At 64.4% G+C, this 20,985-nt stretch carries 19 protein-coding genes; 7 read left to right on the top strand and 12 right to left on the bottom strand.

From position 1 onward, the window contains the following. Window position 1: 1 nt before the first annotated feature. Genes MTR64_RS07030 through MTR64_RS07020 form a run of 3 tightly spaced genes read right to left on the bottom strand, consistent with a single transcriptional unit; the run spans window position 2 to window position 3,112 of the window. Window positions 2-811, bottom strand: a complete 810-nt coding sequence (locus MTR64_RS07030; protein WP_243992219.1) for a sugar phosphate isomerase/epimerase family protein — start codon at window positions 809-811, stop codon at window positions 2-4. Beyond that, window positions 811-1,992 (bottom strand): sulfotransferase family protein, encoded by a 1,182-nt coding sequence (locus MTR64_RS07025; protein ID WP_243992217.1) that lies wholly within the window; start codon window positions 1,990-1,992, stop codon window positions 811-813. Before MTR64_RS07025 ends, MTR64_RS07030 begins: the two co-directional genes overlap by 1 nt. Before the next feature lies 1 nt (window position 1,993). Further along, window positions 1,994-3,112 (bottom strand): LLM class flavin-dependent oxidoreductase, encoded by a 1,119-nt coding sequence (locus tag MTR64_RS07020; RefSeq protein WP_243992215.1) that lies wholly within the window; start codon window positions 3,110-3,112, stop codon window positions 1,994-1,996. Between the two features lie 135 nt (window positions 3,113-3,247). Between MTR64_RS07020 and MTR64_RS07015 the strand changes: the two genes are divergently transcribed. From MTR64_RS07015 to MTR64_RS07005, 3 genes are all read left to right on the top strand, one after another. Next, complete coding sequence (locus MTR64_RS07015) at window positions 3,248-4,372, top strand: helix-turn-helix transcriptional regulator (protein ID WP_243992212.1); 1,125 nt, start codon at window positions 3,248-3,250, stop codon at window positions 4,370-4,372. Between the two features lie 158 nt (window positions 4,373-4,530). Beyond that, complete coding sequence (locus MTR64_RS07010) at window positions 4,531-5,283, top strand: SDR family oxidoreductase (RefSeq protein WP_327194253.1); 753 nt, start codon at window positions 4,531-4,533, stop codon at window positions 5,281-5,283. A 32-nt stretch (window positions 5,284-5,315) separates the two neighbouring features. Then, window positions 5,316-6,125: an SDR family NAD(P)-dependent oxidoreductase gene (locus tag MTR64_RS07005; RefSeq protein ID WP_243992208.1), complete on the top strand. Its 810-nt coding sequence runs from the start codon at window positions 5,316-5,318 to the stop codon at window positions 6,123-6,125. 18 nt (window positions 6,126-6,143) lie between these two features. Here MTR64_RS07005 and MTR64_RS07000 read toward each other — a convergent pair whose 3' ends face one another. Continuing rightward, window positions 6,144-6,731, bottom strand: coding sequence for an energy transducer TonB (locus tag MTR64_RS07000; RefSeq protein ID WP_243992206.1), 588 nt, complete (start codon window positions 6,729-6,731; stop codon window positions 6,144-6,146). 474 nt (window positions 6,732-7,205) lie between these two features. On the opposite strand from MTR64_RS07000, the gene MTR64_RS06995 reads away from it, so the two are divergent. The 4 genes from MTR64_RS06995 to MTR64_RS06980 all read left to right on the top strand — a co-directional run bounded on the left by MTR64_RS06995 (window position 7,206) and on the right by MTR64_RS06980 (window position 10,394). Continuing rightward, the gene (locus MTR64_RS06995) at window positions 7,206-7,859 is read left to right on the top strand and encodes a PepSY-associated TM helix domain-containing protein (RefSeq protein ID WP_243992336.1); all 654 of its coding nucleotides are present in this window, start codon (window positions 7,206-7,208) and stop codon (window positions 7,857-7,859) included. A 14-nt stretch (window positions 7,860-7,873) separates the two neighbouring features. Continuing rightward, a complete protein-coding gene (locus MTR64_RS06990; protein ID WP_243992203.1) occupies window positions 7,874-8,359 on the top strand; it encodes a DUF2271 domain-containing protein in 486 nt (161 codons plus the stop codon). A gap of 62 nt (window positions 8,360-8,421) precedes the next feature. Further along, window positions 8,422-9,369 (top strand): DUF4198 domain-containing protein, encoded by a 948-nt coding sequence (locus MTR64_RS06985; RefSeq protein WP_243992201.1) that lies wholly within the window; start codon window positions 8,422-8,424, stop codon window positions 9,367-9,369. A gap of 38 nt (window positions 9,370-9,407) precedes the next feature. Then, window positions 9,408-10,394, top strand: coding sequence for an FAD:protein FMN transferase (locus MTR64_RS06980; protein WP_243992199.1), 987 nt, complete (start codon window positions 9,408-9,410; stop codon window positions 10,392-10,394). A gap of 15 nt (window positions 10,395-10,409) precedes the next feature. On the opposite strand, the gene MTR64_RS06975 is transcribed toward MTR64_RS06980, so the two are convergent. The 8 genes from MTR64_RS06975 to MTR64_RS06940 all read right to left on the bottom strand — a co-directional run bounded on the left by MTR64_RS06975 (window position 10,410) and on the right by MTR64_RS06940 (window position 20,941). Further along, window positions 10,410-11,087, bottom strand: coding sequence for a Fe2+-dependent dioxygenase (locus MTR64_RS06975; protein WP_243992197.1), 678 nt, complete (start codon window positions 11,085-11,087; stop codon window positions 10,410-10,412). Between the two features lie 75 nt (window positions 11,088-11,162). Continuing rightward, window positions 11,163-13,475, bottom strand: a complete 2,313-nt coding sequence (locus tag MTR64_RS06970) for a catecholate siderophore receptor Fiu (protein ID WP_243992195.1) — start codon at window positions 13,473-13,475, stop codon at window positions 11,163-11,165. Window positions 13,476-14,095: 620 nt separating this feature from the next. Next, a complete protein-coding gene (locus MTR64_RS06965) occupies window positions 14,096-15,304 on the bottom strand; it encodes an ABC transporter permease (protein ID WP_243992192.1) in 1,209 nt (402 codons plus the stop codon). After that, window positions 15,304-16,032 (bottom strand): ABC transporter ATP-binding protein, encoded by a 729-nt coding sequence (locus MTR64_RS06960; protein WP_243992190.1) that lies wholly within the window; start codon window positions 16,030-16,032, stop codon window positions 15,304-15,306. The genes MTR64_RS06965 and MTR64_RS06960 overlap by 1 nt, the downstream gene beginning before the upstream one ends. Then, entirely contained in the window at window positions 16,025-17,377 is a 1,353-nt protein-coding gene (locus MTR64_RS06955; protein ID WP_243992188.1) for an efflux RND transporter periplasmic adaptor subunit, read from the bottom strand. Before MTR64_RS06955 ends, MTR64_RS06960 begins: the two co-directional genes overlap by 8 nt. Window positions 17,378-17,379: 2 nt before the next feature. Beyond that, the gene (locus tag MTR64_RS06950) at window positions 17,380-18,882 is read right to left on the bottom strand and encodes an efflux transporter outer membrane subunit (protein WP_243992186.1); all 1,503 of its coding nucleotides are present in this window, start codon (window positions 18,880-18,882) and stop codon (window positions 17,380-17,382) included. A gap of 120 nt (window positions 18,883-19,002) precedes the next feature. Continuing rightward, complete coding sequence (locus tag MTR64_RS06945; RefSeq protein ID WP_243992184.1) at window positions 19,003-20,475, bottom strand: pyruvate kinase; 1,473 nt, start codon at window positions 20,473-20,475, stop codon at window positions 19,003-19,005. A 265-nt stretch (window positions 20,476-20,740) separates the two neighbouring features. After that, a complete protein-coding gene (locus MTR64_RS06940) occupies window positions 20,741-20,941 on the bottom strand; it encodes a hypothetical protein (RefSeq protein ID WP_243992182.1) in 201 nt (66 codons plus the stop codon). Window positions 20,942-20,985 lie beyond the last annotated feature (44 nt).

Genomic DNA, 20,985 nt, shown 5'->3' with positions numbered 1-20,985 from the left:
ATCAGGCTCCCAGTTTCGTAAGCAGTTCGGACAGGTTTCCGGCAGCACGGGCGAAGGCCTCGCGATGTCCCTCCGCCGCTATGCGCGGACCCAGCAGTTCCAGGTCGAAGACCCCTTCGTAACCAGCTTCGAGGAGGTCTCCCAGCAGTCGCTCCAGTGGCACCATGCCGTCGCCCGGTACGGCGCGACAGGGGGTGGAGCGGTCGCCCGGCACGTAGTCGCTCACCTGCACCAGCCGCGTGCGCGGCATGGCGCGGGCGAACTTTTCTTTCAGCCCGCCCTCGAACCAGCAGGCGCCCAGATCGATCGTGACATCGAGCCCGGCGATCTCGGCCGCGCGGATGGTGTCATCGAGCGTGTGGGCGAAATGAATGTCGGCATTGAGCAGGTTGGCAGTTTCGATCGAAAGCGTCACGCCAAGCCCGGCGGCATGGGCGCGGCAGGGAGCGATCAGCTCGGCGAGCCGAACGGCGGCGGCTTCCCAGTCGAGCGTGCCGCGTCCGCCGGAGACGATGTAGATGTGCCGTGTGCCGAGGGCTGCCGCCGCATCGATGGCCTGGTTCAGCGCCAGCCCGGCTCCGCCGGTGTCCCGCTCGAGATCGGGATGGCGGGCGAATGGCTGGGTCATGTTGGTGGGGAAGGTGCCACCTGCCGTCAGCGCTGCCTTCAACTCGCCGATTTCAGACGGATCAAGTGCATCCGGTTGTGCGAGCGTCATGTGCTGCACGCCCATTTCACGGCAGAACTGGACGAATGCCGCGGTTGGTTCGGACAGGAAGCCGACCTGATGCAGGCAGACGCGCGGGTGCATCAGTCACGCCTCTCTATCGGCACGCCGAAGCGTTCGCGGAACGGTGCGAACTCTTCGTTGAGGGCGTCGAGGTCGTATCCGGCGTCAGTCAGCACCTTGGTGGAGTAGTGGAATTTGCCGTGCCGGTCGCCCTTGTTGTTCGCAAGGTAGCCGCGCATTGCCGCTTCCTGCGTGGCGCCGAAGGGCCTTCCGGTGAATGCGTAATAGCCCCGGATCGTGGCGATAGGATCGGCCACGAAATCGCGGTAGAGCACGTGATGAATACGCGGGTCGTCGACCATGGGGTTGGTCATAGTATTGCCGACCGACCAGCGCACCCGCTCAAGGTGCATCTTGGCTTCTTTCACCAGATCGATCTTGCCGACAATGCCTTCCATGATGTCGGACATCATCATTGTCGAACTGGCGGCCACCATCACCGGATCGCGGTGCAGCCATACCAGCGAGGCATCGGGATAGGCCTCGAAGAACTCCTTGAGGCGCGTGGTGTGAAAGCCCTTCAGCACCCAGTATTTCTGCTCCCGGCCATATTGCATGGCCTGCAGCATGGCCTTGTGGATCCTGTATTGCGCGGTGGGATCGGCGGGCAGGCCGAATGAAAGGTTCTGCATCGGCACCCGCCACCAGGCGGTAGGGGTCATCACGCGGAAGTCGAAGGCCCAGGTGCGCTCGTCTTCGGGCAGGCCATTGCCCAGCATGTCGTTGTAAGGGTGGCAGTGGAGCCATTTGGCCATCTTGGTGTTGATCTCGCGCCACTCGTCATCGGCCAGTTCGGGCCGGTGGTCGACCACCTTGGGATAGGTGTCCTGTATGGAGCCCGGCGGCGGTGAGGGGTGCATGACTTCCCAGAAACGCAGCGCCCGCGCGTCGGGGTCGACCGACATGAGTGCGTGCATCAGCGTGGTGCCCGAGCGCGGCTCGCCAGTCGCGAACATGGGACGATCAATCACTTCGTCTGCAAGCGGATAGACCTTGCGGTCCTGAAAGAACTTCAGCCGGTCAGTCAGCAGCCAGTGGATGTTTTCCGCTGCCGCCTTGCGTCCAGCCTCGTTCATCGGAATGCCATTGATATGCTGGATCGCCAGCGCGAAACGCTCCGGAAAACCGTCGTCGGCCCAGTCGGACAGACCGGTTTCGTCCGTCGCACGCTGCAACAATTGCTGCGCGTCGAGTTCCGGCATCTCAGGCCTCCACCAGATTCTGGATTTCGTCTTCGGTCTCGCGGACCTTGGCGGCGGAGGTGGCGGAGAACTTCACGCCGCCCATGGCACCATATTCCATCAGCTTGTACACACGAGCTCCGGCATCGATGTAGCCCTTTATCTTGAGCGCCACATCCTTCGGGGTTCCAACGGGCAGGATGTCGCGGATAGCCTGCGGGTTCATCTCGTCGCAGAATTTCAGCATGGCTTCGCGGCTGAGCTTGACCGGATCGAAATCCATGATGCCGCGCCAGTCTGGCCCCATCGGGTGCTCGTAACCGAACTGGGCGAGGTCCTTGGCAGTGATCATCAGAACGATCGACTTGACCATGGGCGTCTGCAGCATCTCGTCGATTTCATCCGGCTCGCCGATCAGGCAGATCTGCGTGAGCGCGGGCGTGAAGCCGCTCATGTCCCGGCCCGCGGCATCGCCTGCATCAAGGATGACCTTGAGCTTGGCGGCGTAATCTTCGGGCGTCCAGGCCCCTGCGGGCCACCAGCCGTCGGCCTCGCGCCCGGTAATGCCCAGCATCCTCGGGCCCGCCGCCCCGGTCCAGATCGGCGGGGCCTTGCCGTCGTAGAATTCGGTGTCGAGGCGCGCGTGTTCGAGGCGGAAGAAATGGCCCTCGAAGTCGACTGGTCCATCCGAATGCCACAGCAGCTTGATGACCTTGATCGCTTCCTCGAACCGGCCGACCGGCTTGGAGAAATCGAAGCCGTAAGGGACGGTGTTTTCCAGTTCGCCCGAACCCAGGCCAAGGATGAAGCGGCCCTTGGACAAGTGACTGATCGTCAGTGCACTCTGCGCCAGCAGCGAGGGGTGGCGGCGTACGGTATCGATCACCGTGGTTGCCAGCGGTGTGTTCTTCGTCAGCACTGCCGCCGCCGCGCTGACTGCCATGCCATCGAGGTGGCGGTGCGGACTGGGCGAGGCCTTGGCGAGATCGGTGAACTCGGGCGTCCAGATCGAATCGGGCCAGAAGCTGACCATATGATCGGGTAGCCAGATCGAGTGGTAGCGCCCCGAATCGTACTCGGCGGCCATGTCGATGCCAAGCGGCAGGGTCGTGCGCAGGAACGCGGCGGGTTGCACTTTCATCGCGTATTATCCTCTCTCGGCCGCGCCTTCGAAATGCCCCTGAAACGCCAGGGTGATGCTTCGGGCGGCCTCGTTGTTTGCACCCGTTTTGTGGGCTAGGGGGCGGAAGAAGAAAATTCCCATTTGGGGATGCGTATGTTGACTGGAGAGGATGCGGACACCCTGCTGGTGCCGCTGATCGAGGGGCTGGCCGAAGATCCGCCATGGGGCGGCTTTCTCGATGCGTTGCGGGCGCGCGTGTCGGGCGACTATGCAAGTCTGGTCTTTCGGCCCCTGCCGTTCGGAACACCGGAGGCCCGGGTGATCCATCTCTATTCCGGGCAGGCATTTCCGCCCGATCTCGCGCAGCACCACCGCGAGAATCTCAATCGCATGGACCCGATGCCGCATCACGACATGCGGGAGGGGCGGACTTACCGCCTCAACGAGCTGCTGCAGCCGGGTGATCCCGATCACGAAACCTACATGTCCGAGCTACTCGTCCCGGCAGGGATGAACCACTTGCGGATGATCCGCTTCACCGAGCGCGGCGGCGTCAGCGGCTGGATCACGGTCACCCGCCGGAAAGGTGAATTCGCGCCGGATGTCGATGGTTTGCTGGAAGCGCTGGCACCGCACATGCGGGCTGCACTGGCCAGCTTTGTGGCGCTGGAGCGCGAGCGCATGACCGCTTCGGTCGCCAAGGAAGCGGTGCGGCGCATGAACTTCGGATGGCTGACGCTCGACCGGGAAGGCCGGGTGCTGAATGCGGACGCGCATGGGGCGCAGATGCTGGCGGCTGCGGGGCGATTGTCGCGTGGCAAGGATGGCCGCCTTACAGCCCGCGATCCGCAGCTGCGCAGGCAGTTGCTCGATGCCATAGCAGGGCTGAGCGGCAATCCGCAGGCCCGGCCCCGCGCGCTGGTGTTGAGCCGGGAACCCTGGCTCGACTTGCTCATGGTCCCGTCGGGACAGAGCCCGGACACCGCGCAGGCCACGACGCAGGCCGAACCCGCGATCGTCTGCTATCTGCATGCGGACAACTGGTCGTCGGCGGACCGCTGCGAGCAACTGGCTCAACTGTTCGATCTTGCGCCCAGCGAGGCACGGCTGGCGCTGGCATTGAGCCGGGGCATGTCGATCAGCGAGGCGGCGCCGGATCTGGGGCTGACGGTCGAATCCGCGCGGACCTATTCGAAGCGTATCTATGCCAAGACCGGTGCGCGCGGACAGGCGGACTTAGTGCGCTTCATCCACCGCTCGGTGCTGGTGATTGCCTAGGGGCAGGGCCTTGGCGGTTGGATACATCGCTCGGCCGGTTCCTGGTGCTTTGAACACGTGTTCAGCAATTTTTGTTGACACGCGGTGATGGCCACGTCAGCAAATGGATACGATTTGGGCTGAGTGCCCGATTACGAACGACCGGGAGAATGCCAGCAATGTCCAAGCCGCTTGAAGGGAAAGTCGCGCTCGTTACCGGAGCTTCGTCCGGTATCGGCGAAGGCGCGGCGCTGTGCCTTGCCGAGGCGGGTGCTACCGTTGCGATGACCGCGCGCCGCGCGGACCGGCTTGCTGGGCTGGTCGAAAAGATTGAGGCGATGGGCGGCAAGGCATTGGCCATTCCGGGTGACATGACTGTCGAGGACGAGGCGCGCGGGGCGGTGGAGGAGACCGTTGCGAAGCTCGGCAGCATCGACATCCTGATCAACTCGGCCGGGATCATGGAAGCCGGTGGGATCGAGAACTGCGATACCGCGATCTACCGCAAGGTGATCGACATCAATCTCATGGGCACGGTCTATACCTGTGCCGCTGCCGTGCCGCACATGCTGGAGCAGGGCGGCGGCGACATCATCACCATATCCTCGCTGGCGGGGCGCAAGGGCGGCCCGATGACGAGCGCCTATTCGGCCAGCAAGCACGCGGTCAATTTCATGACCGACGGCATGCGGCAGGAACTGGGCGGCAAGAACATCCGCGTCACCACGCTGATGCCCGGTGCGACCGAAACTGAAGTGGGGGACAACATCTCCGATCCCAACTGGCGCAAGGCGATCCAGGCCCACGTGAGCAAGGAAGGCGCGGTGAAGCCTCGCGACATCGGCGAGGCCATCGTCTTCATCCTAGCGATGCCGCGGCGCACTAATATTTCGGAAATCTCGATCCGGCCAACCATCGACACCTCCGCCTGATCCGGAAAACATAGACCAACGGGAGAAGAATTATGGCCGGAAGGCTTCAGGACAAGGTCTGCATCATCACCGGCGCGGGTTCGGGCATGGGCAAGGCCATGGCGCAGCTGTTCCATGCCGAAGGTGCCAGGCTGGTGCTGGCGGATATCTCGGGCAAGCAGGACGAAGTCGCTGCGTTGCTCGGTGCCGATGCCGTTGGCGTGCATTGCGACGTTTCCAGTGAGGCGGACGTGCAGGCGATGATCGCCAAGGCCGAGGAGTGCTTCGGGCGGCTTGACGTATTGTGCAACAATGCCGGTTTCGGCGGGCCGATGGCGCCGCTGCATACCCAGACCACCGAGACCTGGGACAGGGTCCATGCCACCAATATCAAGGGCGCGTTCCTCGGCATGAAGTACGGCATCACCTCGATGCTCAAGACCGGCGGCGGCGCGATTGTGAACACCACGTCTGCTTCGGGCGTGGTCGGATGGAAGCACCACAGCGTCTATGGCGCGGCAAAGGCGGGCGTGAACCAGCTCACCAAGACTGCCGCGCTTGATTATTCCGACAAGAATATCCGTATCAATGCGATCGCGCCGGGCACGATGTGGACCGGTCTTGTCGAGGCCTCGCAAACCCATGCTGCACCGCCGGCCGATTACCCGGTGCTGGCGGGTATTCCGATGGGCCGCTGGGGGCTTGCGCAGGACATCGCCAATGCCGCGCTGTATCTGGCCAGCGACGAGGCGGCCTATGTGACGGGCGTGATCCTGCCGGTCGATGGCGGCTATTGCATCGGCTTTTCCGGCATGGGGGCCGAGCGCCCGGGCATTGCCAGCGTCAACGAAGGCGACACCTGACCGCAGGCGCAGGGCCCCTCAGGCGTCCTGCGTCTTCAGCACGAACGGGATGACGACATAGCCGCGCACGGCCATGGCCGTGCCGTTGCGCGATACCGGCTCCCACCTCCAGTGCCGTACGGCGCGCAGAGCCGCGCGGTCGAGCGCCGTGCTGCCACTGCTGCTGGCGATCTCGATGTCCTCGACGCGCCCGTCCACGCCGACCAGTACCAGCAATTTGACGGTGCCCTGTTCGCGCTGGCGCCGCGCCTGTACCGGATAGACGGGAGGATTGATGAAAAGTGCCTTGCCCGACAGGTCCCCGCCTTCGTGCGCTCCGGCAGCTGGTGCAGGTGCTGACGCTGGTGCCGCCACTGCTACAGGCTGGGGGACGGCGGCAGTCGCCACATGTACGGGCGGCGGCGGCATATCAAGCGCCACTTTGACTGGCCCCGGTGCAGGCAGCTGGATTTCGGGTTTCGGCACGAAGGCAGGAACCGGCGTCTCGACAGTCTTCTCAACACTCGCGGGCGGCGGTGCCGGTTGGGGCGTTGTGTCGAGTTCGCGAATGGCCATCACAGTCAGCCGTGGCTTTTCCTCATGCCTGTTCACGAAGTTGAGAGTCATCAAGCAGGCCACGATCGCCAGCACGGTTCCCGCTGCGGCGATTGCTGCGGCAGGGCCGGAACGGCGTGAGGGCTGGTAACCGGAACGCTCGTAAGGCGTGGCTGATTCGCTTGATGCGCCGCCGGATATTCCGGCTTGCGCATTACCGCCCGGCGCGCATCGGGCTGGGGCAATCGCGCTCTCCTCCCGGACATTTGGGAACCTTCCGTCCGAATTCGCGCGAAATGCCGTTGTTGCGAGTGTCGCCACGCTTGACCTCATTCGTGATGATTAGTCGATATTGCGAGTCATTCTCATATACATTAGAGAGTGGCTTGTCCAGACTTTGCTGGATGCCGGGCAGACCTGTTGGGGGCGGGCCGCTGGCCTGCCTTGATCCTCCCGGTGAACGAAGGAATACCTGCTTTGGAAGCTGTTGAAGCCGCCGCACGCCCAACCCGCGAATCGGAGGTCCGGCACAGCCGCCGAGAACCGGTGCCGGCCGCCGGGGCAACGCAACGGCGTCAGCCGCGCAAGAGCCGCAAGGCCCGCTCGTTCTGGCTGAAGCAGTTGCATGCCTGGCACTGGATGAGTGCGGCAATTTCGCTGGCCGGAATGCTTCTGTTTGCCATTACCGGCATCACTCTCAATCACGCTTCATCGATTTCCGCCAGGCCGGTGGGGGCTGAGAGCCGGGGGGTATTGTCTGCATCGTTGCTGGCCAATCTGCCAGCGCCGAATGACGGCCACGCCGAGCTGCCTGCAGACGTCGCCAAGGCCGTAGCCGCCGCAGTTCCGGTGGATCCTGCGGGGCGCGCGGCAGACTGGACGGACGAAGAGGAGGTTTATGTCGCGTTGCCAGGGCCGGGCCGCGATGCCTGGGTCTCCATCGATCGCGCTTCCGGCGAGATCACTGCCGAGACGACCAGCCGCGGCTGGATCTCCTACCTCAACGATCTCCACAAGGGCCGCAACACTGGCGCGGCGTGGTTCTGGTTCATCGACCTGTTCGCTGCGGCTTGCGTGATCTTTACTCTGACCGGTCTGTTCCTGCTGCAGCTTCACGCACGACACCGCCCTTCGACCTGGCCGCTGGTGGGGTTCAGCCTCGTGCTGCCGGTCGTGCTTGCCCTGTTCTTCATCCACTGAGCGAAAGACCAGACATGAAATCGAAAGTCCTTCCTGCCGTTCCCCTGCTCGCAGCGGGGACGATTGCGAGCCCGGCGGGCGCCGCGACAGTCAGCGTCACGATCCCGCGCGTCGCTGTCGCCGAATATCACAAGCCCTACGTCGCGGGCTGGCTCGAGCCTGCGGACGGTGGGGCCGCGCGCACTGTTTTCGTGTGGTACGACATCAAGAAGGGTGGCAACGAGCCGGGTACGAAGTGGCTGGTCGACCTGCGCAGCTGGTGGCGCAAGGGCGGCCGTTCGCTCAGGCTTCCTGCCGACGGCGTGAGCGGCGCGACCCGCGCGCCGGGCACCTACCAGATCCCGTTGCCCGCCAATCTTCCCGCCGGGCAATATGTCCTCAAGGTCGAAGCTGCGCGTGAATCCGGCGGGCGAGAACTCGTTTCGGTTCCCATCACCATTCCCGGCAAGGGCGGTTCCTCATCAGGCAAGGCCGAACTCGGGGCGGTGACTATTCGCTGACATCTGTTCTCCCGGGCCAGCGGCCGCGCGCGGCTGGAGGCTCGACGTTCAAGGAAAATTCCATGCGCTTCAATTCACTGCTTGCCGCGACTGCCGCCGTTTGTTCGGCCATCGCCACGCCTGCGCTGGCCCATAGCCAGTGGCTCCTGCCTTCGACCACGATCCTGTCGGGAACCGGCAACGGCGTCACCGTCGATGCCGGCGCTTCCACTTCACCGTTCTTCGCCGATCACGTGGCGATGAATCTTGACGACGTGAAAGTCTGGGAAGCCGACGGGACCGAGGGGAAGATCGATAATCCGGCGCGTGGCCGCTACCGCTCCACATTCGACGTCATGGTCGACAAGCCGGGAACCTGGAAGATCGGCGTCGAGCAGTCGTCGGTTTCCGGCAGTTTCATGCTCGACGGTGAAATGTGGCGTGTGGGCTCCATGCGGGGGCGTCCGCCCATGGGGGCAGGGCTGCGTCCGGGCGCTCCGGGAGGCGAGGCGCCCGGCGGGCGTCCCGGGCAGGGTGGTCCTGGCGGTCCCCCTCCCGAAGGCGGCCGTGGACGCTTCGATCCGGCGCATGTCTTGGCCACGCCGGCAGACATCCCGGCCAATGCGACCGACGTGAAGTTGAGCGAGCGGATCTCGCGGAACTTCATTTTCGTGACGGCCGATGCGCCCACGATGACCGTGTTCAAGCCGGTCGGCAAAGGCCTCGAAATGGAGCCGATCACACACCCGGGCTCGCTTGTGGCGGACGAGGAGGGGCAGTTTCGCTTCCTCGTCGACGGCAAGCCTGCGGCGGGTGTTGCAGTGACGGTCGTACCCGGCGGCAAGCGGTTCCGTGAAGCCGAAGAGGCGCAGGAGCTTAAGACCGGCGCCGACGGTGTCCTGCACGTCAAATGGCCGATCCCGGGCATGTACTGGCTCAGCGCGGAGCTGGATGACCACCATCCCGGCGATCCGCGCGCGGCCGAGCGCCGCATGTCCTACACGACGACGCTCGAAGTGGTGGCGCCCTGATCGCGTCATCGCCTGACGGCCCGGCGGACAGCCGGGCCATGCGACTTGCCGTTCCCCTCGAGATCGACGCTGCGGTTCTGGCCGGCTGGCGGCGCGATGCGCCGCTGGCCGAACTGCGCGGCGAGACGATGGGAACGGTCTGGAGCGTGCGCATGGCCTGTCCGCCGGAGCTGGACAGCGCCGGGGTCGCAGAGGCGATCACGGCACGTCTGGAAGAGATTCTGGCGCAGATGAGCCACTGGCGCGCGGATTCCGTGCTGGGCCGGTTCAATCGCGCGCCCGGCGGGGCATGGTTCGTGCTCCCGCCCGATTTCGCGCGGGTGATGGAAGCCGGGCTCGCTGTCGCTGCCTGCAGCGGCGGGGCCTTCGATCCCGCGATTGGCGAGCTGGTGAATCTGTGGGGTCATGGCCCCGTCTCCCGCGAGGCACCGCCGGGGCGGGACGAACTGGCAGCGGCGCGCACGCGCGCGGGCTGGCAGCGGCTTGCCTATGAACCGGAAACCAGACGGCTGCGGCAGCCCGGCGGGCTCCAGCTCGATCTGTCTGGTATTGCCAAGGGTTTCGCGGTCGATGCGCTGGCGCAGCTATTGCGCGGCCGCGGCTGCCATCATGCGCTTGTGGAGATCGGGGGCGAACTGGTGGGCATGGGCATGCGCCCCGACGGCGATCCCTGGTGGGTCGATCTGGAAACACCCGAGTCCGGGATCGCGCCGTTCCGCGTGGCGCTGCACCAGCTCGCGGTGGCGACCTCGGGTGACTATGTGCGCGGCCGCCACACGATCGATCCCCGCACCGGCCTGCCGGTGGAACATGCCATGGCAGTCAGCGTGATCCATGAGGAAGCCATTCTGGCAGACGTTTGGGCCACGGCCCTCGGTGTCCTCCCGCCGGACGAGATGCAGGCTCTGGCGAGCAGTGAGGGGCTGTGCGTACGCGCCCTCGTGCGCCGTGATGGCAGCGTCGTGGAATGGATCAGCCCGGCGCTCGAAGCGCTTGTGTGCGAAGTCGGGGAAGAAGCGCTCTGAAGGCTCCGGCGCGGCTCAGGTCTCGGACCAGCGCCGCAGCAGGTTGTGATAGACGCAGGTCAGTTGCAGCAGTGCGTCCTCGTCCGCGCCATCGAGCGTGAATTTCTGGATCGACGTATCCAGTTCGAACAGGGTGCGCCGCTGGCTGTCATCGCGCACGAGGCTCTGGATCCAGAAGAACGAAGCGATCCGCGCGCCGCGCGTGACCGGCTCCACGCGGTGCAGGCTGCTGGAGGGATAGATGATGGCATCGCCTGCTGCTTTGGCGACTACATGCTCGCCATAGGTGTCGCTGATGATCAGGCGGCCGCCATCGTATTCGTCCGGATCGTTGAGAAACAGCGTGCAGGATACGTCCGACCGCAGGTGCTCGTCCTCGCCGATGCTCATCACTGCGCCGTCGATGTGAAAGCCGTATTCGCCGCCACCGGTGTAGCGGTTGAAGCGCGGGGGCAGGATCTTGCGGGGCAGGGCGGCTGCAAAGAACAACGGACTGCGCTTGAGCGCGGCGAGCACGGCCCGGCCCAGCTCGGCCTTCACCGGCGATGTGTCGGGCAGTTGTTCGTTGCGTTTCACTTTCGCTCCCTGATGCCCGACCGTTTCGCGGCCGTCGGTCCAGTCGGCCCCGTCGAGCCGGCGGCGGAACTCGGCGATTTCGTCTGCCGTGAGCACCTGGGGAATGTGAAGAAGCATGTCTTTGCCCGATCGCTGAAAAAGGGAACGGGGCGGGGGACTAGCTCCCGCCCCATGCCTTGTGCTTGATCCGTATCAGAAATTGAAGTCGGCGCTGAACAGGAACGTGCGCGGCGTACCCGGGGTGTAGCGGTAGCCGCTCTTGTTGATCGACGCGACGTATTCCTTGTCGAACAGGTTGTAGGCGTTCACGCGCAGCTTGACCTGATCGGTAAGGGCAAAGCCGAGCATGCCGTCCACGACCGTGTAGCCTGCAGTATAGGCCGGCGTGCCCACGGCGCCGTCGGTGCCGCGGTGCAGGCCACCGTTGTGGCGTGCGCCGCCTGCGATCTCCAGACCGAACGGAAAACGGTAGTTGGTCCACACCGTCCAGGAATCGCCCGGGATGTAAGTCAGGTTCGGGGTGCCGTCACTGGTGATGACGGGGCCTTCGGTCACCTTGGTCTTGAGATGGCTGTAGCCGGCCGAAACGGACCATGCCTCGGTGATGTTGCCAACAGCCGACAGTTCGAAGCCACGCACCCGCTTCTCGCCGGTCTGGGTCGGGTTGCCGGCATCGTCGAGAATGTCGCTGTTGATCTCGTTCTTGACGGTCGTCTGGAACACTGCGGCATTCAGCGCGAGCATGTCGCCCAGCGCGCTCCACTTGACGCCCGCTTCGAAGGTTTCCGCCTTCTGCGGGTCGAAGACCGGGTTGTTCGCGTTGCTGGCCGACGAACTGAGCGTGAAGTTGTCGCCGCCCGGTGGCTGCTGCGAGAGCGCATAGTTGACGTAGAGGCTAAGCGTATCGACCGGCTTGAACACGGCACCCAGCTTCCAGTTGAACAGGGTGTCCTTGGAGTTCAGGTCGTTGGTGGTGACGATTGTGCCCACCGCGGCGCCGCCGCAGGAGACCGCTCCGCGTCCGGTGCCGTCGTTGCACACGGCATTGCTGAAGTAGGTTGTCTTGTAGTGATCGACACGGATGCCGCCGGTCACCAGCAGCGCGCCGTCGAAGAACTTGGCGGTGTCAAACAGGTAGAAGGCCTGGGTGTCGGTCTTGCCGCGGGTCACCGCGCCGGAGCGGAAATCGCTCAGCGTGCCCACATCGTTCCAGTCCGGGTCATAGAGATTGGCAGCCGGGCGTTCCCCGGTCGATCCGTGGGCGTGAAGAATCTGCTTCTCGCTGGTGATCTCGATGCCGGTGCTCAGGTTGTGCTCAACGGCACCTGTGTTGAAATCGACCTGCAGGTTGAGCTGGTCGGTCAGAATGCGGTTGGTCACGTCCCGGTAGGTGGAGAGGCTGCGAGCCAGTGTGTAGGTGGACAGGTCATCGGGATCGGTCGCCGTGACGTTCGTGCTCGTCGACATGAACGAGGTCAGCAGGTAGTCCTGACTGGTCTTGCCCCAGCGCGCGGTGTTGGTCAGGCGCACACTGTCCGAGAATTCATGCTCGAACTTGATCGTGCCCATTTGAGCCGTCACGTCGTCGTGATCGTCGCGGGTGCCGTAGAAGTTGCTGGAATCGACCGGGTTGCCAATCAGCGCCTCGAGGCCGCTCTGCGGTTCCCAGCCCGGCAGGCCGATCGTCGGCACGTAACCGTCGGGAATGTTCTCCTGATCGACGTAGAGGAAGTTGAGGTAGAGGCGGGTTTGCGTGCCCAGCCCCAGTCCGAGCGAGGGGGCGATGCCGATGCGCTTGTTCTTCACATGATCGCGGGCCGGATCGTCGCTGTCCTGCCACAGCACGTTGAGGCGAACGGCGGCGTTGGGGATAGCGTCGATGACCTGGTTGAAATCGGCGGTGGCGCGCTTCTGCCCGTCGACGCCGATGGACGCCGTGCCGGACACGGCGGTGTCAAGGAACGGCTGCTTGCTGACCATGTTGATGGCGCCGGTCGGCGCGGTTCGGCCGTTGTCGGTGCCGGCCGGGCCCTTGGCGACTTCGACCTGTTCGGTATTGAACACGTCGCGGGAGATCGAGCCGAGATCGCGGATGCCGTCGACGAAGATGCTGCTCGATGTATCGAAGCCGCGCATGCGGATGGCGTCGCCGGTCGTGGTATTGCCGTTCTCGCCGGCATAGAATGTGCCCACGCCCGGGCTGTTGCGCAGGGCTTCAGTCAGCGTGGTCGCGCCTTGCTGGTTGAACAGGTCCTTGCTGATCACCTGTATGGTCTGGGGCGTGTCCTGGAGCGGTTGCGTGAACTTGGGGGAGGATACGGTGTCCACTTTCACCGTGTCGTCGATTGCGGTGTCGGTAACGGTCACGCCGCCCAGTTGTGCCGGTTTTTCCGTGCTGGCGGCTTCCTGCGCGAGGGCCGGTGTCGCGGCGAGGCCAAAGCAGCTCAGCGCGAGATAGGCCGGCGTGGTCGAGGCCAGCGATTCACGCAAACGGGACAGTGACATGTATTCCCCCCAGAAGTGGTTGATGCTGCGACGCTATTGCAAGAGATTCGCAATAGCACAAGTGAATTAGTGTTTCTGACGGGAATCTGCGGAAAAATGGAGCCGCTTGAGCTCGTGGGAGGTCGGAGAGTCCGCTCTGTATCGTGCGGCTTAGGCATTGAACGATGCATTAATGATAATGATTCGCACTTCTCCATCTGCCTTCACGGGGTGGCCCCAGGAAAGGACGGGGCTCCACCCTACGATCGCCTATGCAACCATTGCCGGTCGCATCCTCGATACACATTCGGACATTTTGACACGGCGGCGGCAAAGCGCTGCGACAACGTGGGAGCAGTACGTCGGCGTCGATAGGGCAACGAAACGAGGCGCCGATGATGCACTTTCTCTCTGTTCTTGGCGCCATGGCAGCCGCACTTTGGGTGCTGGCTGGGGCCGAAGGATTTCCGGCAGCGCAACACCGCACAGCATCGAATGTGATTGGGGCAGAGCAACCCGTTTTTCTCGGCCGGCTGGTGGTCACGGCGACACCGCTGCCCTGAATCCGGCCACTGCGCCTTTCGCGGAGCCCTGTGGTTTGCGGGCGTAGAAGATGCCCGCAACAACCCGCTGTGCCGGTGCTATTCGTGCCGCAACGCGTCGATCGGATTGAGGCCTGCCGCCCGCCGGGCCGGGAAATAGCCGAACACCACGCCGATCGCCGCCGAGATCAGGAACGCGAACAGGTTGATCTGCGGATCGAAGGTCCAGGGGACCTGCATCAGCGGCGTCGCCGCCGCGATTACCAGTTGCGCCAGCAGCAGGCCGATGATGCCGCCTATGCACGACAGTACGACGGCTTCGACCAGAAACTGCATGAGCACTTCGCTCGCCACCGCGCCGATCGCGAGACGGATACCGATCTCGCGGGTGCGCTCCGTGACCGAGACCAGCATGATGTTCATGATGCCGATCCCGCCGACGACAAGACTGATTGCGGCAACGGCGGCGACAATCCGGGTCAGCAGGGTCGTCGTGCCGGTGAGCGTGTCGGAGATCTGCTTGGTGTCGAAGATGTTGAAGTCGTCCTCCTTGTCGCCGGTGATGTGGCGCCGTTCGCGCAGGAGACTGGTGAGGGTGGTTTGGACCTGGCTGGTCGCGTAAGCCTGATCCACCCCGACAAGGATCATGCGGATGTCGGTGGAGCCGGTGAAGCGGCGCTGCACCGTCTTGATGGGCATGATGACGACATCGTCCTGATCGCCGCCGAAGCCCGCCTGGCCACGTGTGGTGAGCGTGCCGATGACGTCGCAGCTGATGCCGCCGACGCGGAAACGCTTGTCCAGGGCATCGGTATTGCGGAACAGGTTCTTCTCGACCGTCGAGCCGATGATGCAGACGGCCTTTCCGGCCTTTTCCTCGGCGGTGCTGAACGTGCGACCGGACTTGAGGGGCCAGGGCTGGACCTTGAAATAGGCGTCGGTCGTGCCATTGACAGTGGTTGACCAGTTGGCGCCCTCGTAGATCGCGGTTGCCGAGGTCTGCGCCTGCGGGGCCACGGCCACCACACCGCCAATCTGCTGCTGGATCGCTGTTACGTCATCGGGCTTGAAATTCTGCGGGGCGGACCCGCCCCCGCCCCGTCCGAAGCCCTGTCCCGGACGGATCTGCAGGATGTTCGTTCCCAGCGCCGAGATCTGTTCCTGCACCGCAGCCGTGGTCGCCTTGCCCAGTGTCACCATGCTGACGACGGCGCTGACGCCGATGACGATGCCGAGGATCGTCAGGAACGAGCGCAGGAGGTGTCGCCGGATCGATCGCAGCGCGAGCATGAAGATTGTCCCGAGCATCAGGCGGGAGCCTTCCCATCCTGGACGACTCCGTTGTGACCGGCTTCAATGCGGTCCACGAGCCCATCGCGGAAATGCACGATGGTGTGGGCGAAGGCCGCCATCTCCGCCTCGTGCGTTACCATCAGCACGGTAATGCCCGAGTTCGTGTTGAGATCGGTGAGCAGTTCCATGATCTCGATCGAGCGCTCGGTATCGAGATTGCCGGTCGGCTCGTCGGCCAGCAAGACGGTCGGCTCGGTGACAATCGCGCGGGCAATGGCAACGCGCTGCTGCTGTCCGCCCGACAGCTCGCCGGGAGTGTGATCCCACCAGTCCTTGAGTCCGACCTTGTCGAGCGCGGCCATCGCCATTTCGCGCCGCTGGGCCTTGGGATCACCGCGATAGAGCAGCGGCAGTTCGACGTTCTCCAGTGCGTTGGTGCGCGCCAGCAGGTTGAAGCCCTGGAACACGAAGCCAAAATGCCTGCGCCGCAGCAGCGCGCGCTGGTCGCGGTCGAGCTGTTCGACGTGGTGGCCGTGGAACAGGAAGGTGCCCGAGGTCGGCACGTCGAGGCAGCCGAGGATGTTCATCGTCGTGGATTTGCCCGAACCCGAAGGACCCATCACCGCCACGAAATCCCGGGCCATGATGTCGAGGTCGATCCCCTTCAGCGCCTGGAACGCGGTCGGTCCGCTGCCGTACACCTTGACCACGCCGCGCAGGGAAATGAGCGGAGTCTCAATCATCGGTGTTCGCAGATGTGGATCTCTCGCCGGTGATGACCTGCATGCCAGCCTTGAGATCGCCGGACAGCACCTCGGTTTCGCTGCCGTTGGTTTCGCCGGTCACGATCTGGACGGCCTTGGGTTTTCCGTCTTCGCCGAGGACCCATACGGTCTGGGTGGCGCCCGCGGCGATTGTCGCGCTGCGTTCGGACGACTGGCGCCGTGGCGGCCCGAACGAGAGCGCGCCGGTGATGCCGCCCGATTGTGCGTTGCTGCTGCTCGACGCGCTCGCCGATTGCGGGGTGAAGCGCAGCGCCGCATTGGGCACGAGCAGGATATCGCTCTTGTCCGAGGTGACGATGTCCGCGGTCGCAGTCATGCCGGGGCGCAGCTGTCCATCCGGGTTCGCGACCGCTAGATCGGCCGCGTAGGAAACCACGGTCGATGACGAGGAAGACGAACTGCTGCTTGTCGAACTCGAGGACGAGGAACTGGCGGAGGAGACCGACTGGTTGGACCCGATGTCGACGCGGGTGATCGTTGCCGGGAAAGTCTTGCCCGGGAAGGCATCGACCGTGAAGCTGGCTTTCTGCCCTTCTTTCACGGAGCCGACATCGGCCTCGTCGATCGAGACTTCAAGCTTCATCTGGGCCAGATCCTCGGCGATCACGAACAGTGTCGGCGCGCTGAGCGAGGCGGCTACGGTCTGGCCGGGATCGATCTCGCGGGCCAGAACCACGCCGGAAACGGGCGACCGGATGATGGCGCGGGCACGCTGCGTCCGGCTCTGCGCCAGCGTTGCCTCGCTGGCGACGACATTCGCCCGGGCGACGTCGAGCGCGGCCCTGGCGCGCAGCAGATCGGCGCGGCCGGCTTGCAGCTCGGTTCCCGAGGGGACCTTGCCGCCCGAGAGTTTCGAGACTTCCTCGAGCCGGGCCAGTTGCGCCTGCGCTTCGGCGAGCGTGGCGCGGGCCTGTTCCACCGCCGCCTTGTTCGCCTGCAGTTGTGCCTCGTTCTGGCGGATCGCGTCGTCATACTGTTCCGGATCGATCTCGGCGAGGGGCTGACCGGCGGTGACGCGGTCGTTGACGTCGACGAGCACCTTCACGATCTGGCCGGATAGCTGGGAACCCACAGTGACCTGGTTTGTCGGGGCAAGCTGGCCGGTGGCCGATACAGTGGTGATCAGCCGTCCGGTCTGAGCCTTGGCAGTGATGTAACCTGCATCGCTCGTTCCGCCAAAGCAGCGGGCCAGCAACAGGATCAGGATCAGGACTACGGCAACGGCTCCTGCCCATTTGCCGTGGCGGCGCCAGGCGGGCTTTGGCTTCACGCCGAGAAATTCGTCGAGTGTTTCTTCAGTCATCGTCAGCCCTGTTCCGCGTGTGTGCCCGAAGTGTCGCTGAGAGGGGCGCCGGGGGTGGTGGCGGGAAGTTTGGTCGGCGGGACCTCGCTGTCCCACCCGCCGCCGAGCGCGACGTAGAGCGCGATCAGGGCGGCGGCCTTGTCGGCGCGGGCCTGAACGAGGCTGTTGCGCGCGGAGACGAGCGAGGCTTCTTGCGTGTTGAGCGTGGTAAAGTCGGTCAGCCCGGAGCGGTACTGGCTGCGCGCGAGGATCGCCGAATTGTTCGCCGCATCGTAGGCTACCGCGTATTCGCGTTCGCGTCGTCGGGCCGAGTCCAGAGCCGTCACTGCATTCTCGACGTCTTCCAGCGCAGTCAGCACGGATTGCTTGTAAGCCGCGAAGGCCGCATCGGTGGCGGCGCGATAGGAACGCACCTGTGCATTGAGCTTGCCGCCGTTGAAGATCGCCTGGCTGAGGTTCGCAAAGAGACCCCCGGTGATCGTATCGAACAGGTTGCCGAACGAGGCGGCATTGGTGTCGAGGCTGCCACCAATGGAAAGCGCCGGATAGAGCTGTGCTTCGGCGACCCCGATCTGTGCGGTGGCGGCGGCGAGCGTGCGTTCGGCTGCGCGCACATCGGGGCGCTGGCGCAGGACGTTTGCCGGGATGCCCGCACCGATCGTGTCCGGCCCCACAGGGATCGGTTCGGCTTTTTCCAGCAGCGGCTTGAGCGCGCCGGGTGCCTGCCCTGTCAGTACACCTATGCGGGAGACGGCCGCGTTGTACTGCCGTTCGATCTGCGGAATGGCTGCTGCCGCCTGCGCCCGGCTTGTGCGGGCCTGTTCGGCATCGAGTGACGACACCAGCCCTGCCTGCACCCGCCACCGGGCGATCTGCAGGTTGTCGTCCTGTATCGCGAGCGATGCCTGCGCATTCGCGAGTTGGGCCTGATAGGCACGCGCGAGCATGTAGTTGCGTGCCACCTCGCTTTCGACGGACAGCAGGGCCGTGGCGTAGTCATAGCCGGAGGCTTCGTACTGCGCCTCGCTCGCTTCCACCGAGCGCCGGACACCGCCAAACAGGTCTGCCTGATAGCTGGCATCGAACCCCAGTGAGAAGCTTGTCGAACCGCCACCGTTGCCGGTGGTCGTTACCGTTCCGTCGGACAGGACCACGGTCGTGCCTCCACCACGCAGGGTTTCGGTTCGGTTCACTCCGCCTGATCCGCTGAGACTTGGCAAAAACGAGGCGCGGCTGATCACCAGCGCTTCGCGCGCCTGACGGAGCCGGGCGACGGCCTGTGCCAGATCGAGGTTCCCGGCCGCGGCCTGATCGACCAGCTGGACAAGGACGGGATCGTCGAAATTCGTCCACCAGCGGGTCAGGTTCTCACTGGTGGGCGAGGCGGGCACCGACCATGCCTCCGGAACGCCAAGATCGGCAGCGGACCGCGGGGCATAATTCGGCCCCACGGCGCATCCGCAAAGACCCAGCGCCATGGTCAGGAGGAGTGCACGCGATTTCATGACCCCCTTACTCGCGCAGTTACAGTGTCCGGAACAGCCGCAAATTGTCGTTTTCTGTAATAAAACCAGCAGCGGAGTCCGATACGTGAGCGGAAGGGCGTGGTCCGGGGGCGCGTGCCGCTACCAGCTGGCGAGGCGGCGCAACTGCGGCGTCTTCTTGTGGATGTGGCCCGCCATCCGTTTGAGGAGCGGATCGAGTGCGTCGATCGCTTCCAGCAGATGCGGTCCCTTGTTGAGCATCACGCATTCCGCACGGGCGGCCATGGCGGCATCGGTCAGCTCGCCGCGATGCGGGACGCCCTCATTGACCAGTTGTTCGAGAACCTGCGTGGCCCAGATGACGGGCACTTGTGCAGCTTCGGCGATCCACAGGATCTCCTCCTGCATCTCGGCAAGCCGGGCAAAGCCGATCTCGATGGCAAGATCGCCCCGGGCGATCATGATCGCCACCGGATTGCGGGCACCCGCGCACACGACGATGCCCGGCAGGTTCTGTACGGCAAGCGCCGTTTCAATCTTGAGGATCAGTGCCAGTGGATGCTCGCGGCGCGGCGGCAATGCAGCCAGTGCATCCTGTAGCATCAGCACATCCTCGGGCGTCTGCACGAACGAGAAGGACAGTCCGTCGGCATGTTCGGCAATGAAGGCGATGTCCTGCAGGTCCCTGGCGGTCAGGGCCGGCAGGTGCAGTTCGGTATCGGGAAGATTGATGCCCTTTTCGGGCTTCAGCTTGCCGCCTTTCTCCTTGGTCTGGGTGACCGAGGCGATGACCATGCCATCATCCACGAAATCGATACTGGCGGCGATCTTTCCGTCGTCGATCAGCAGCCGCTGGCCGGGGCGTACCTCGGCGATGACTTCTGGCAGCATGCATTCGAAGACGAAGGCTACATCAGGCGAAACCGGCCGTTCGATCTGGCCGGGCGCGACCATGGCGATGCGCTCTCCGGAAAAGATCCGGCGGATCTCGCGGTTGGGACGGACAGCGCCGATGCGGTTTTTCGGGCCGCCCAGGTCCATGAAGATGCGGAACCGGTGGCCGCAGCGCTGCTCCGCCGCACGGGCATGGGCGATCATCCGCTCCCATTCTTCCGCCCCGTCGTGAGCGCAGTTGATCCGCAAGGCTTCCACGCCGCGCAGGGCAAGGCTTTCCATGAAGGCGGGATCGTCCGCCGCCTCGCTCGGGCATGTGACCAGCAGGGCGGCCTGCCGTTCGTTCTCCGCCGTGCCCAGCAGGGCGAGGGCCCGGCGTCGCAACCGGTCTTCACCGGCAAAGAACGTGCCGGGATCGGCCTTGGCCGGCGGCATGGCGTTCTGCATCGCGGCGAGGGCTGTGTGCACGGCGGCCAGCGTCGGCATGACCCGGCTTTCCAGACGCCCGAGCGAGGACAGTCCCAGTGCCATGAGCGAGCGCTGCATCTCGCGCAGGTCGTGATGGCGGAAGGCAAGATAAGCCGCGAGGTTGCCCGCGCTGGGCAGGAAATCTTCCCGAATGCCCCAGGCGGCCCACTGCTCCATCCACTGCCCGGCCTCGGCTGTGATCGCGTCGATCAGGGCTTCGATCTGCTTTTTGAGGCTTTCGATGTCGGACATGTTTCCGGTGCCAGTGCCTGAAATCGCTGAGCGAAGCTCCTGGCATGGCGCGCCATCGGTACCCATCGTTCTCGAAGCTCGAGCGGTGCCTTCGCGCGGACAGTCTCCCGGAATCGGGGACGCCGGAAGGCGTGTACTCAGGAGCCTACCACTGGCTTTCGACAGTTTTGAGACGGTCTCGTGACATTGTGAGAGGCCGCTTGGCCAGGCAACCGGGATGGCAGCGCGGTACTGGCTGGCAGTTACCGATGCCAGGTGGTCGGAATCAGGAGTCCATCATCCAGAACAGCGCCCAGCACAGGCCCGTCCCGGCCAGAAACAGCGGCCAGGACCAGTAGATGCCATGTCCTTGAATCATCATGTGTTCGATGGCGAGCATGCCGCCTTTCGAGCCGTTCGAGCCGATGATGCCTGAAACGATCCAGGTCAGAAGGATGCCTGGGATCAGGCCCTTGATGAAAGACATGACAACCGTCTGGATTATTGGTCCTTCGGGGATTGTCGCAGGGA

It is taken from the genome of Novosphingobium album (ex Hu et al. 2023) (genome assembly GCF_022832385.1).
Lineage (GTDB): Bacteria > Pseudomonadota > Alphaproteobacteria > Sphingomonadales > Sphingomonadaceae > Novosphingobium > Novosphingobium album.
The sequence above is the reverse complement of the archived record's forward strand: the minus strand, read 5'-3'. Positions and strand labels throughout refer to the sequence as shown.